The 13,104-nt window shown below is 65.8% G+C and carries 11 protein-coding genes; 5 read left to right on the top strand and 6 right to left on the bottom strand.

Translation table 11 applies throughout. The annotated features are described in order from the left end of the window. Positions 1-340: 340 nt before the first annotated feature. Entirely contained in the window at positions 341-2,026 is a 1,686-nt protein-coding gene (locus AC1MB9_RS15360; RefSeq protein ID WP_479962782.1) for a thiamine pyrophosphate-binding protein, read from the top strand. A 199-nt stretch (positions 2,027-2,225) separates the two neighbouring features. Here the strand turns inward: AC1MB9_RS15360 and AC1MB9_RS15355 are convergent, their stop codons facing one another. Continuing rightward, a complete protein-coding gene (locus tag AC1MB9_RS15355; RefSeq protein ID WP_479962781.1) occupies positions 2,226-2,942 on the bottom strand; it encodes a fumarylacetoacetate hydrolase family protein in 717 nt (238 codons plus the stop codon). Positions 2,943-3,177: 235 nt separating this feature from the next. On the opposite strand from AC1MB9_RS15355, the gene lhgO reads away from it, so the two are divergent. Next, positions 3,178-4,365, top strand: a complete 1,188-nt coding sequence (lhgO, locus tag AC1MB9_RS15350; RefSeq protein ID WP_479962780.1) for an L-2-hydroxyglutarate oxidase — start codon at positions 3,178-3,180, stop codon at positions 4,363-4,365. Between the two features lie 134 nt (positions 4,366-4,499). On the opposite strand, the gene AC1MB9_RS15345 is transcribed toward lhgO, so the two are convergent. After that, the gene (locus tag AC1MB9_RS15345) at positions 4,500-5,420 is read right to left on the bottom strand and encodes an AEC family transporter (RefSeq protein WP_479962779.1); all 921 of its coding nucleotides are present in this window, start codon (positions 5,418-5,420) and stop codon (positions 4,500-4,502) included. Between the two features lie 92 nt (positions 5,421-5,512). Here AC1MB9_RS15345 and AC1MB9_RS15340 point away from each other — a divergent pair, with 92 nt between their 5' ends. Then, positions 5,513-6,328: an alpha/beta fold hydrolase gene (locus AC1MB9_RS15340; protein ID WP_479962778.1), complete on the top strand. Its 816-nt coding sequence runs from the start codon at positions 5,513-5,515 to the stop codon at positions 6,326-6,328. A gap of 40 nt (positions 6,329-6,368) precedes the next feature. On the opposite strand, the gene AC1MB9_RS15335 is transcribed toward AC1MB9_RS15340, so the two are convergent. Together AC1MB9_RS15335 and AC1MB9_RS15330 are read right to left on the bottom strand one after the other, a co-directional pair. After that, positions 6,369-7,232 carry an SDR family oxidoreductase gene (locus tag AC1MB9_RS15335; RefSeq protein ID WP_479962777.1) on the bottom strand — a complete coding sequence of 288 codons (864 nt, stop codon included), beginning with the start codon at positions 7,230-7,232 and terminating at the stop codon, positions 6,369-6,371. A 102-nt stretch (positions 7,233-7,334) separates the two neighbouring features. Further along, positions 7,335-7,730 (bottom strand): sortase, encoded by a 396-nt coding sequence (locus tag AC1MB9_RS15330; RefSeq protein ID WP_479962776.1) that lies wholly within the window; start codon positions 7,728-7,730, stop codon positions 7,335-7,337. Between the two features lie 357 nt (positions 7,731-8,087). On the opposite strand from AC1MB9_RS15330, the gene AC1MB9_RS15325 reads away from it, so the two are divergent. Then, positions 8,088-9,230, top strand: coding sequence for a methyltransferase (locus AC1MB9_RS15325; protein WP_479962775.1), 1,143 nt, complete (start codon positions 8,088-8,090; stop codon positions 9,228-9,230). A 16-nt stretch (positions 9,231-9,246) separates the two neighbouring features. Beyond that, positions 9,247-10,596: an MFS transporter gene (locus tag AC1MB9_RS15320; RefSeq protein WP_479962774.1), complete on the top strand. Its 1,350-nt coding sequence runs from the start codon at positions 9,247-9,249 to the stop codon at positions 10,594-10,596. A 35-nt stretch (positions 10,597-10,631) separates the two neighbouring features. Here AC1MB9_RS15320 and AC1MB9_RS15315 read toward each other — a convergent pair whose 3' ends face one another. Beyond that, the gene (locus AC1MB9_RS15315) at positions 10,632-11,408 is read right to left on the bottom strand and encodes a DNA alkylation repair protein (protein ID WP_479962773.1); all 777 of its coding nucleotides are present in this window, start codon (positions 11,406-11,408) and stop codon (positions 10,632-10,634) included. A gap of 37 nt (positions 11,409-11,445) precedes the next feature. After that, positions 11,446-12,876 (bottom strand): APC family permease, encoded by a 1,431-nt coding sequence (locus AC1MB9_RS15310; protein WP_479962772.1) that lies wholly within the window; start codon positions 12,874-12,876, stop codon positions 11,446-11,448. Positions 12,877-13,104: the final 228 nt, after the last annotated feature.

The following is a 13,104-nucleotide window of genomic DNA, read 5'->3' as shown; positions in this document are numbered from 1 at the left end:
GAAGCGGGACGGTGAAAGGATGAAAAGCAACTCCGCAACGTACGGCGGTTTCACGAGAAGATGGATTCGCCGATGCCGCCCAGATGCCACGCAGGACATCTGATCGTCGGGCATCCAGCCACAGCTGAAACTGAGCGGGTTTACAGCGAGGCGCTCTTCACCGCAGATTGTGGTCGCCCTGGGCCCATCGTCGTCGGACTTCCCGAGGACGTGCCCACGCGCCTCACCCAGCGTGAAGCAGCCACTAATTGCCGAGCAGCCGCGTCGGCGCCGCCGCACTCCCAGGCGCGCTCGTCGAACCGAAGTAGCTGAAGCTACTACAAGTAAAAGGAGAGCAACCATGAATGCTGCCACTGGACACCCTACGGATGAAAAAATTGCCGAGAGCACCGAGGCACGTGACAATCTCGGGTACGCAATTCTTCATCTCATCGCCGGATATGGCGTGCGAACGATCTTTGGTATTCCGGGAACGCACAACCTTGAGTTCTATCGGCATTTCGATCGGTTGGGTATTCACGCGGTCACTGCTCGTCACGAGCAGGGAGCAGGGTACGCGGCAGATGCCTGGGGGAAACGCACCCGACTCCCCGGAGTCGTCATTGCCACCTCAGGACCCGGTCTTCTGAACGCACTTTCGGCGGCCGGTACTGCCTATTGCGAGTCTCGTCCAATGATTGTGCTGGCTCCGGGTGTGCCGCTCGGTAGAGAAAACGCCGAGCTCGGCAATCTCCATGAGACCAAGAATCAGCTTCAGGCCGCTGGCGGCGTCTTCGACGTAGCGCACCGTGTCACGAACGCGCAGGAAGCACTCGACGCGGTGCATGATGCCTTCGAACGATTCAGTCTCACGCGTCCGCGCCCCATTTACATCGAGGTTCCACTTGACCTACTAGAGGCCACCGTCGACCCCGCGCTGGTCGCGGAAGCACCACGGGAGATTGGTCCCGTGCCAATGCCTGCGGCCGAGCAGCTGAGCGAGGTTGCTGATCTTCTGGCCAGCGCCAAACGCCCCCTCATCATCGCGGGTGGAGGTTCAATCGATGCCGTCGAGCAACTTCAGTCAGTCGCGGAGCGGCTCAGCTCGCCGGTCTTCAGCACCCTTAATGGAAAAGGCGTGCTGCCGGAGAGCCACCCACTGAGTCTCGGTGCAGAACTTCGCCTCGAAGCCGCGCTCGATTGTGTGCGCGATGCCGATGTGCTTCTGGTCCTCGGTTCCAAGCTCGGCGCCGCAGAGCGCCGCGGCCGCGCTATTGAGGCGAACGGGAAGGTGATTCGCGTTGATATTCTCGACAGCCAGCGCGACCGGAATTTGCGATCGGACTGCGCACTCATCGGTGACACTCCGACAATCCTCGCGGCGATCGACCGTGAGCTCAAGAAGCGTGAAATTCAATCCAAGCCGCAGAATATACCTGCGATGCGCAAGCGATTCGCAGGGGAAGCGGCCGAGTTCGATCCGATCGCCGATGCGCTTTCCGCGCGCATCGTTAGCGCGCTGCCGCAGGGTGTCATGGTCAGTGGCGACTCGTCGCAGATCTTCTTCAATGGTGTCGGTAGCCGGCTGCAGCTTGAGGAGCCCTGCGCGTTCATGTACATGGCGACGTACTGCACCCTGGGCTACGCGCTTCCGGCCGCGATCGGTGCGAAAATCGCAGACCCCGGTCGCCCCTCGGTCGCGATCACCGGCGACGGCGCACTCATGTTCTCCGTCCAAGAACTGCAGACCGCAACCGAGCAGGGTCTCGACATCACGGTGATTTGTGTCGATAACGGCGGATATGGTGAGATTCGACAAAATGAGATTGACCGCAGTATTGCTCCCGTCGGCGTCAACCTGTCGCAGCCGAATTGGCCGCTGCTCGCAGAAGCGTTCGGGGGCACAGGCTACGCGGTGAGGTCCGAGGATCAGCTCGAGCAGACCATCCGCGACGCCATCGCCGCACCGGGCGTGACCCTCGTGCACGTGCCGATGGACCTCTTCGCCGCTTCCCAGCCACTGACGGCATCTAGCAGCGGCGAGTAGCAACCGGCCGCAATTCATCGCCACGTCGGCGGAGGCCGTGTTCTGTCATCGAAACACGCTGATGAATCGCCTCCGCCGGTTTGCGCGGTCGCGTGGGTGTAGCCGCGTACCAAGCCACTGTCGCCAGGAATTCGCCAGAACGGCGCTCCGGCGACTCCGGGCTGCGCCCAGTCAGCGTTCGCGGCCATTCGGCGGGCGCCTACACGATGCGAAAGCTAAGCTCGCCGATTCCGTCGACTCCGCCGACGACCACATTTCCAGGGGCGACGGCCCCAACTCCCGCGGGCGTGCCGGTGAAAATCAGATCCCCGGGCATCAGTGTGACGAAACGTGACAGCGACGCGATCACCTCGGGAACCGTCCAGATCTGGTCGGCAAGGTCACCGTGTTGCCGGGGCTCGTCGTCGACACTCAGCCAGATCGAACCCGCCGTCGGATGCCCGACGTCTTCGGCAGCCACGAGCGCTGTGCACGGTCCCGAGAAGTCGAAACCCTTAGAGAGGTCCCACGGTCTGCGTAGCGACTTGGCCTGGTCTTGAAGATCGCGCCGGGTCAGGTCGACTCCCGCGCCATACCCCCAGACGTGCGCCAGCGCCTCCGCTGGGTCGATGTCGGCCCCGCCGCCGCCCATCGCAACGACGAGCTCCATCTCGAAGTGCAAGTTTCCTGTCTGCGACGGGTACGGCACCTCGTGGGCGGCAACACCCCGTTCCGGGAACCCCTCATCGACGGCGAACACCGTATCGGCCGGCTTGGAGAAGAAGAAGGGAGGTTCCCGGTCGGGATCATTGCCCATCTCCCTCGCGTGATCGGCGTAGTTTCGGCCCACGCAGTACACGCGACGCAGGAAGAAACGGTCCGTCGAGTTCGCGATGGGGAGACTCGGAGGCGTGGGCGGCAAGGACACGTCAGGCATCGGGCCCCTTTCCAGGGTGAAATTCACGTCAAGCGTTCAGAGAGAAGCGGTCCCGCCGTCCGATCATGCAGCGTCCCCTGCGACAACTCATGCATGTCCGGTCCCTCCACTGGACCCGAGCTTACGCAGCCACACTCCTGGCCACCCGGCCTCACCGCAATATAGTAGGTTCGCACTACTCAAACTATAAATTGCTCGCTGCTGAGGTCGAGGCAGGAGGCAGAGGGGCGCGTCAATGGAGACTCACGTCATCGTGGCCGGCGGCGGCATCGTCGGCCTCTCGACCGCCTATGAACTCGGTCGCCGCGGCCATCAGGTGACCGTCCTCGAGAAGGAACGTCAGGTTGCCGCGCACCAGACGGGACACAATTCGGGCGTCATTCACTCGGGGCTGTACTACACGCCCGGGAGCCTGAAGGCGACTTTGGGTCGGGCCGGAGCCATCTCGATGGAGCGGTTCGCTAGAGACAACGGAGTCGCCGTCGACCTCTGCGGAAAACTCGTCGTCGCAACCACACCGGACCAACGCCCGGCACTCGACAGGCTCTACGAGCGCGGGCAGGCCAATGGAGTGAAATGCCGAATTGTCACGCCGGCCGAGGCCCGCGAGACCGAACCACACGTCAACGCTGTGGCCGCTCTCAGGGTTGAGTCGACGGGCATTGTGGACTACCGAGGAATCTGCGACGCCCTCCGCCGTCTGATTGAGGAACAGGGCGGGCGCGTCCTCTTCGACCAGAAGATCGTCGGGGTCGCCACGTACAGGGACGCGATCACGGTCACCACACCTGTGTCGGAGTTTCGTGCCGACGAGTTCGTGAACTGCGCCGGCCTGCACAGTGATCGGGTCGCCCGATTGGCCGGCCTCGAGCCTGATGTCAGGATCATCCCCTTCCGGGGTGAGTACTTCGAGCTCGCCTCCGAGTCGACTCATCTGGTGAAGGGCCTCATTTATCCGGTGCCGAACCCGGCATTTCCGTTCCTGGGCGTGCACCTCACCCGCATGATCAGTGGAGGCGTTCACGCGGGTCCGAATGCGGTTTTCGCGCTCGCACGCGAAGGCTACACCTGGCTGCAGATCAATCCCCGGGATGTGTGGGAGAGCGCCCGATGGCCGGGGCTGTGGAGGTTGGGCAGGAAGTTCTGGCGTAATGGGCTGGACGAGGTCGCCCGTTCGTTGTCCAGGAAGAAGTTCCTCACAAGCCTTCGTGAGCTCGTTCCCGAGCTGGCAGACAACAGCCTGATCCCTGCCCATGCCGGCGTGCGGGCGCAAGCCATGCGACGTGATGGCAGTCTCGTCGACGACTTCCACTTCGAACGAGCACCCCGACAGATTCATGTTCTCAATGCGCCCTCCCCCGCGGCAACGGCCGGGCTCGAAATCGGCCGCGCCGTGGCGAACGAGCTGGCGGCTATCCGATGATCGCTGGCGGACGGCCGGTCGTCCGCGCCGGATATCGATCCCGGCGTGCCCGCTGAATCAGGTGGTGCGGCGCGGCGCTCCGCGACCCAGTGGTCTTTTGACTCCAGGAGACGGGAAGTGGGCATGTCTCCAGGTCAGGCCAGGAGCGCCGCGATCACGAGCAGAGCCGGAATCGACCCGAGGGTCGTCAGCAACACGGTATCGCGGGTGACGACAAGGCCCCGGTTGTAGCGGGACGAAAAGTTGTAGATGTTCTGCGCCGTGGGGAGCGCGGAGATGGCGACGACCGCGAAGAGCTCACCGTCGGCGAGCCCGAAGACGAACCGTCCGAGGAGAAACGCAATCACCGGCATGACGGCCACCTTGATGCCGGCGGCCACGATCACCTGCTTGCGGCCGGTGCCTCGTTTGAGCAGACGCTGGCCGTGCAGGGACATGCCGAAAGACATGAGCACCATTGGAATCGCCGCGCCGCCGATGAGTTCGAGCGGCGCGAGCACCGGAAGCGGAACGTCGATGCCGAGGATGGCGACGACGATGCCGGCCACCGACGCGATGATCATCGGGTTGCGCAGCGGCTGCGTGAGAATCAACCGCAGAGACACACGCCCGCTGGTCGCGATGTCCAGGATCACCAGGACGATTGGCGCGAAGACCAATAACTGCAGCAGCAGCACGGGTGCCACGTAGGACACGCTGCCGAGCACGTAGATCGCCACCGGCAGTCCGATATTGTTGGCGTTCACGTAGGTCGCCGACGCCGCGCCAAGAACGGTTTCGGCCACCGGCATCGGAAAGAAGATGCGCGCGATCACGAGAAACAGCACGATTCCGGCGACGACGGTGCACAGTACGGCCAGCAGGAACGTCGAGAACAGCACGGCGATGTCGGCGTGGGAGAGCACGGTGAACAGCAGCGCAGGCGTGGCCACGAAGAAGGCCATCCGATTGAGTACCCTGGTGGCCCCTGGCCCCGCGATCCCGAAGCGTTCCACGAGGTAGCCGACCAGAATCACGAAGCCGATGATCCCGAAACCCACCAGTACACCGCCCATTCACTCGAGCTTACGACCACGAGCGAGGCTTCCGCCGCAGAACCCGGAGCGGAGGCTATGCCCCGCACGACCCGCACCGCTACGCTCACACCATGGCACACCTCGATGTTCCCGGCGCGGCACTGTACTACGAGACGGCCGGACACGTTTCGGCCCCCGCGCTGCTGCTGCTGCATGCGGGAATCGCCCACCTGCGCATGTGGGATCCCCAGGTGGTGGCCCTCGCGGCCCGCCACTACGTCATTCGTTTCGATGCACGTGGTTTCGGGCGTACGGTCGCCGAAGACGTTCCGTTTTCGAATCGAGCGGATGCCATCGCCCTGCTCGATCACCTCGGCGTGGACCACGCAACCCTGATCGGGTGCAACCGTGGGGGCATGATCGCCCTCGACCTGGCGGTGGAACACCCGGAGCGCGTCGCCGGGCTGGTCACGATCGGGGCCGGACCGAGCGGATTTCCCGAAGTTGAGCTCTCCGAGGCCGAGGACACCGTCTTCGATGCCCTGGACGAAGCGTTCACCGCCCAGGATTCCGAGGCCATCTCGCGCTTGCAGGTGCGGCTGTGGGCGGTCGGCCCACTTCGTGAGGAAGAACACATCGACCCGGCCTTCCTACACATGGCCCAGGCCATGAGCCTCGACAACGCGGCGCACTTCGATGAGCACCCGCGCCCGCAACCGCTGGATCCACCGGCCGCCGACCGGGTGGGCGAGATCACGGTGCCGGCCCTGGTGACCGTGGGCGAATTCGACCTCACGCCCGCCCTCGCCGAATACGAGTACCTGCTCGAGGTGATGCCGCAGGCGAGCGGTTGCACGTTCCGCGATTCCGCGCACCTGCCCAGCGTCGAGCATCCGGAGGAATTTCAGCGCGTTCTCGTGAGCTGGCTCGCGCGCAACGGGCTCTGACTCCGCGGCCGTACCGCGCCGACCGGCGGCCGCGGGGCCGCTAGTCGAGCGGGATCGCGTCGGACGCGAGCGATGCGCGACCGACCCAGTCGTCCATCGAACGGTACACGCCGCTCCCGCCGGCCACGCGGTCCCAGACTGGCAGCGGCAGCACTCCGCGCAGCGCCCGGGCGAGCGTGACCGTCCACGGCATCATCAGCATCGGTTTGCCGGCGAGCATCGCCCGCCACACCCGCTCGACCACATACTCCGGCGTCATCAACGGGGTGAGCAGGGGCCCTCGCGCGCCGTCGAACATACCGGTGGAAATGTAACTGGGGCACACCGTCGTGACCCGCACCTGGCCGAAACCCTGCTGCTCGAGTTCGAGGCGCAGGGAGTCGCTCCAGCCGATGAGTGCCGCCTTCGAGGCCGCGTAGACACTCATCCTTGGGTTGGATAGGGTTCCGGCGGCCGACGCGATGTTGACGATGCGGGCCTCCCGACCCCCGTTTGTCATCATGTGCGGCAGAAATTCGCGCGCGATGTACATGGGCGCCAGCGCGTTCACCTTCATGGTGGGGCGAATGTCATCGCCGTTGTCGTGCTCCCAGAAGAACTTGCCCCGGACGATCCCGGCGTTGTTGATAACGATGTCAGGGTTGCCCACCTCGGTGCGCACCCGCTGTGCGGCCTGCGCGATCGCACCGAGGTCGGCCAGGTCCACCACGAAGGGCGCGATAAGCGTGCCCTTCTCGGCGCGTTCGGCCAACACCGATGCCGTGGTGGCCAGAGCGGCCGCGTCCCGGTCCCACAAAATCACCGCCCTGGCCCCCTCGGCGACCGCCCGCTCGGCATACAACCGGCCCATCCCCCATGCCGCACCGGTAATCAACACACGTGCTCCAGCAACCGTTCGAGTCATACACCCATCATTGCAACTTCTGCAGCCGTTCTGGCGTTCGCGCCGATACGTTTGTGCGAACTTCTTGCGGGTCGACACTCCCCGGGCGCACAGGGTGTCCAGCTAGACGAACATGAGAACCAGGCCGTAGATGCCCGATGCCACGGCCACCAGAATCAGAATGAGTCCGGTCATGCGCAGCGCCCGTCCATCATGAGCGGGGTCGTCGGTGCGGCAGCGCTCCGGCGAGCGCGGCACAAACCACACCGTTATGTCATCGCCCGGCAACAGCCCGTGGGACTCGTGGGTGTTTTGGTGTCCGGCATGCACGTCGCCCTGCCCGTCAAACCAGCGGATGACCGAGCCCGACTTCGAGACGGCGATCACCCCATCCGTCTTCACCCACCGATGGCTCACCGCGCGCACAATCAGCCCGGTGATCAGCAGCGGCACGCCGGCCACGAAACCGACCAGGGTGAGGATCTCACTGATGATGCCGGACGTTGAGTGAAGGTCCAATCCGCCCGCCATCCGTCGTCGTAACTCTCCTGGGTAAATGTTATCGGCTGGTCGGGTACGTCAGGCAACAACGTCCACCGTGCGTTGTTCCTTTTTCGGCGAGTACTGGTGCGCACGTTCTCCCCTGGCGGCGCTCTCGGCCGTTTCCCGCACGCATTGGGCCCGTGTCGGAGCACGTTTGGCCGGCATGATCCACTCCAGGATGCCGCGGCGCACGGATCGCGTACTCCAGAGTGCCTCGGCGATCACCATGGTTCGGGAGGGGCCGACTCAGGGCCGCGGCGGGCACCGACACGGTCCAAGTGGGATAATTCAGGACAGACGGCCGTTTGGTCGCTCGACCCCGGGAGCACCGCAATGCCCAGCACCACGACCACCGCCACCGCACCGCTCATCCACTGGGAGGAGGCCGGGACCGCGCACTCCGCCCTGTGGCGCTCCGACAGCGGCTGGGCGCCGCCCAAACACGTGGTCATCGCCGACGACACCCTCACCGCGGATGCCGCCTACCGCCTCGCCTCCTCGGGAACCGGCATCTTGTGGCGCGGGGACTTTCACAACGCCCGCCAGCTGCTGAGCGCGCTGGCGCGCCGTGTGGAACGCGGGCAGCGCACGCGGGACCGCGACCTGACTGCGGCCTTCCGCCGCCACCGCACCGACGCCCTCCGCCGCGCCCACCTGCTCGGTCTGCTGCTCATCCCCCTCGACCCTGATCTCAGCATCCCGCTGCGCCGGGCGCCGAACGTGCGGCAGGCCTGCCTCGAGGTATACGGCCCGAAGGCCCCTGCCTCCGTCGTCGCTCTCCGCGAAGTGATGGGGGTTATCGGTGCGCACGAGTGGCGCACCAAGGGCGTGGAGATCGAGGAGCTCGGCGCGCGCATCCACCCGCACTACGGGGTGTTCTCCCCCGTGCGCGGCGAATACCTCGAGCTGGTGGCAACGGCTCCGCTTCCCGGCACCCGGCTCGCCTTCGACATCGGCGTCGGCACCGGTGTGCTCTCCGCGATCCTCGCCAATCGCGGCGTCGCGCGTATCGTCGCCACCGATCAGGACCCCCGAGCTCTCATCTGCGCGCGGGAGAATATTTCGGCACTCGGGTTCTCGTCGCGCGTCGACGTGGTCGGCGCGGACCTGTTTCCCGCCGGGCGTGCCGAACTGGTCGTGTGCAACCCGCCCTGGATCCCCGCCGCGGCGACAACGTCCACCGACTTCGCCGTGTACGACCCGGACAGCCGCATGCTGCGTGGTTTTCTCTCGGGGCTGGCCGAGCACCTTGAGCCGAACGGCGAAGGCTGGCTGGTCCTCTCCGACATCGCCGAGCGTCTCGGCCTGCGCTCCCGGTCGCAGCTGCTCGACCTGATCGAGGACGCGGGACTGGACATCATCGCCCGCCTCGATACCCGCCCGAAGCATCCGCGCGCCGCCGACGCCGGCGACCCGCTGCACCCCGCCCGCGCGGCCGAGGTCACCTCACTGTGGCGCCTGAAGATCGCGAACTGAACCGGGCAGACACATCATGACTACGGAAGTTCCTGCCCGGTCACGGTCGATGCGCCTCGACGCCCTGCCCTTCACCCGCGAACACCGCAAACTGCTGGTGGGTTCGGGTGCGGGCTGGGCGCTCGACGCGATGGACGTGGGGCTCATTTCGTTCGTGCTCGCGCAGCTCGCCGTGCAGTGGCAGGCGAGCAGCGTCGAACTGTCGTTCATCGCCTCGGCCGGCTTCGTGGGAATGGCCATCGGGGCCGGACTCGGCGGCCTGCTCGCCGACCGCATCGGCCGGCGCCAGGTCTTCGCTCTGACCCTGCTCGTCTACGGTCTCGCGACCGGGGCGTCTGCTCTCTCGGGCGGCGTCGCGGTTCTTATCGCCTGGCGTTTCGTGGTGGGCCTCGGACTCGGAGCGGAACTGCCCGTGGCGTCGACCCTCGTGAGCGAATTCGCTCCGCCGAGGATTCGCGGGCGCATCATCGTGATTCTCGAATCGTTCTGGGCGGTGGGCTGGACCCTCGCGGCCGTGATCGGCTTTCTTGTGGTGCCGGCCTCTGCGGATGGCTGGCGCTGGGCTCTGTTCATCGGCGCCATTCCCGCCGTCTACGCCGTCGTCGTGCGCCTCGGCCTCCCCGAATCGGTGCGCTTCCTTGAGTCGAAGGGCCGTCATGACGAGGCGGAAGCCACGGTGCGACGCTTTGAAGCCTCGGCGGGGATTCCGGCTCCCCCGGAGGTTACGCCGGCCGCTCCCGACGACGCGGCCCCGCCCGCCGCACGGCCGGTCTCGCGCGTGTCGGCGCTCTGGTCCCCCCTGCTGCGGCGCCGCACGGGCGCCCTGTGGCTGGTCTGGTTCTGCGTGAATTTCTCCTATTACGGAGCGTTCATCTGGCTGCCGACCATTCTTGTTGCGTCGGGGTTCTCCCTCGTGCGGTCGTTCGCCTACACGCTCATCATCACCGTGGCGCAACTGCCGGGCTATGCCGCATCGGCGTGGCTCATTGAACGCTGGGGTCGCCGCCGTACCCTCGCCGTGTTCCTCGTGGGTTCCGCCGTCTCGGCCGTGCTCTTCGGACTCGCCGGGGACACGAGCCAGGTGATTGCGGCCGGCATGATGCTGTCGTTCTTCAATCTGGGCGCGTGGGGCGCGCTGTACGCCGTGACCCCCGAAATCTACCCCACGAGCATTCGCGCCACCGGGGCCGGGTGGGCGGCGGGAATCGGCCGGATCGCGGCGATTCTCGCGCCACTGGCGGTGGTCGCGCTGCGGGAAGTGGGCGGCACGGGCCTGCTGTTCGCCGTGTTCGCGGCCTTCTTCGTGGCGGCGGCCCTGGGCGCCCTCGGCCTTCCCGAAAAGCAGGGCAAGGTTCTCGAAGACTAGGGCGCGTCGGCGTCGGCCGCAGACCGAGGGCTCCGCTACCTCAAGGCACGGTAGGCCGCGCGTATCTCCGGGCTCAAATGTTCGGTCGCGTAGCTCAGCGCCGTGCGCGGCATCGCCGCCGCATGCTGATCGAGGAAGGTCAGCAGCAGCGACTTGTCAATGTGTCGTCCCACTTCGCGGAGCATCCAGCCGACGGCCTTGTGCATGAGCGGTTGCCGATCGCCGAGCAGACGCGCGGCCAGCTGGAGGGTCGTGCTCGCGTCACCGCGCGTGATGAGGCCGAGGGTGCCGACCATGGCCACCCGCCGGTGCCAGAGCACGTCGCTGTCGGCGAGCTCGAAAATTACGTCCCGCGGCCGGTCGAAAAGGTACGCGCCAACGAGCGTGGGCGCCGAACAGTCCACGAGGTCCCAGTTGTTCACCCGTCCTCGTCGCACGGCGGCGAGGTAGGCCGCAGCCAGTCGAGTGCGAATCTCGTCATCGCGGGCGGCCGGCTTGCTCGCCTTCTCGAACTGGGCCACCAACAGAAGCAGACCGGTCGTACGGTGCTCGTGCACCTCACTGTCGAGCAACACGTCGATCTCGGTCTGCGGCATCGCGGTGAAGGACTTCACAATGCTGCGCATGACCGGCATTCTGAGCCCGAGGAACACGTCCCCTTCGGCGTACTGGCCCGGCCCGGTCCGAAAAAACCGGGCCACGCCGGTGGCGAATTCCGGGTCGGCCCGGGCGCCGAGAGCCTCCTGCACCGCAGACGCCGTCGCCGGAGCGACGGCGGGCGGGGCGGGGGAACCGGGCGCCGCATCCGTCATGCGCGCGCTTCCCCGCCGTGGGCCGGTCGGGACCCGATCAGGAGCGTTTCGATCCCAGCGTCGCGTGAAGTCGTTCCTCGGCGTCATGGCCCGGCGCGATGCCGGCCGGAATGCGCAGGAAGAAGAAGGCGCCGCCGACCCACCACAGGCCGAACAGCACCCAGGGTTCGACGGGCAGACCTGCGGGCATGCCCGGCAGGTACAGGCTGAGCAGGGCAAGGCAGAGCACGGCTGCCGCGACGCCGATCACGATGCCGCCGTTGCCCTTGCCGCCGATGCGCAGCGGGCGATCCATATTAGGTTCGCGGCGGCGCAGCAGCACGAAGGCGATGGCCACCAGGATGTACGCGATCACGATGCTGGGCGCACCGGAGTCGACGAGCCAGCCCAGCATCTGCGTGCCGAAGAACGGTGCGATGAACGACAGCGCTCCGATGAAGAGGAGCGCGTTGGTGGGCGTGCGAAACTTCGGGTGCAGCACGCCGAACCAAGCCGGCAGCATGCCGGAGCGCGCCATCGAGAACATCAGGCGTGACGCGCCGAGCAGCAGCGAGTTCCATGACGTGAGGATGCCCGCGATTCCGCCGGCGATCAGCACCTTGGCCATCACATCGCTGCCGAACAGTGCCCCCATGGCATCCGCCGTGGCAATGTCCGTGTTGCCGATGTCGGCGGCGCTCATCGACGATGACGTCGTCAGCACGATCATGACGTACCAGATGGTGGCCAGAATAACAGCGACGACCACGAGCTTGCCGATCTGGCGCGGCGCCACATCGACCTCCTCGGCGGACTGCGGTATCACGTCGAAGCCAACGAACAGGAACGGCACCACCACGAGTACAGCAAAGAAGCCGCCCATACCACCGGTGAAGAACGGCTGCATGTGCTCCGCCGATCCGCCCGTGAACGAGCCGAAGATGAGCATGGCGCCGATGATCAACAAGAAGAGCACGACGAACGTCTGCACGATGCCGGCCAGTTTCACTCCCCGGATATTGATACCGGTGATGACGACGGCGGCGAGGGCCCCGACCAGTGCCCAGGTCAGGTACACCTGCTCGCCGGCGATCTGCCACAGCGGAATCTGGCTCAGGTCCGGGAAGAGATACCCGGCGGTGCGCGGCAGGGCGACGGCTTCGAAGGCGACGATGGTGACGTAGCCTCCGGTGATCGCCCACGATCCGACGAACGACCAGCGCGGTCCCATGGCCCGCAGCAGGAAGTTGTGTTCACCGCCGGCCTTGGGCATGGCCGCGGTGAGTTCGGCGTAGGTGAGGCCGACGATGCCCATGATGATGCCTCCGGCGATCATGGCCGAGACGGCGCCCATCGTGCCGGCTTCGTTGATCCAGCCGCCCGTCAGAACGACCCACCCGAAGCCGATCATGGCCCCAAAGCCAAGCGCTAGAGCGTCTCGGTTTCCCAGGACCTTGAGGAGGGAATGATCTGATTTTTGATTCTGCATGGCAGTGATGTCTCCCAGTTGTTTCTACTCGCACTCGACGCTGAATGGAGCTCGAAAGGTGCGCTTTCGACGAATCACTCGGGTCGCCAAACTGCGTTCCTAGGCATAACTGTGCCACACGAGCGGCCGTGGGCCGAGCGCCTCGCGGAAGCGATCGAAACGCCCCATAACGCGCGTCGCAGGGACGACAGCGATGATTCTCGCCGCAGCGGCCGCTCCGCGCGCAAT

The sequence above is a fragment of the Cryobacterium sp. AP27 genome (assembly GCF_056680495.1).
Note: the sequence above shows the minus strand (reverse complement) of the source record. Positions and strands in the feature narration are given on the sequence as shown.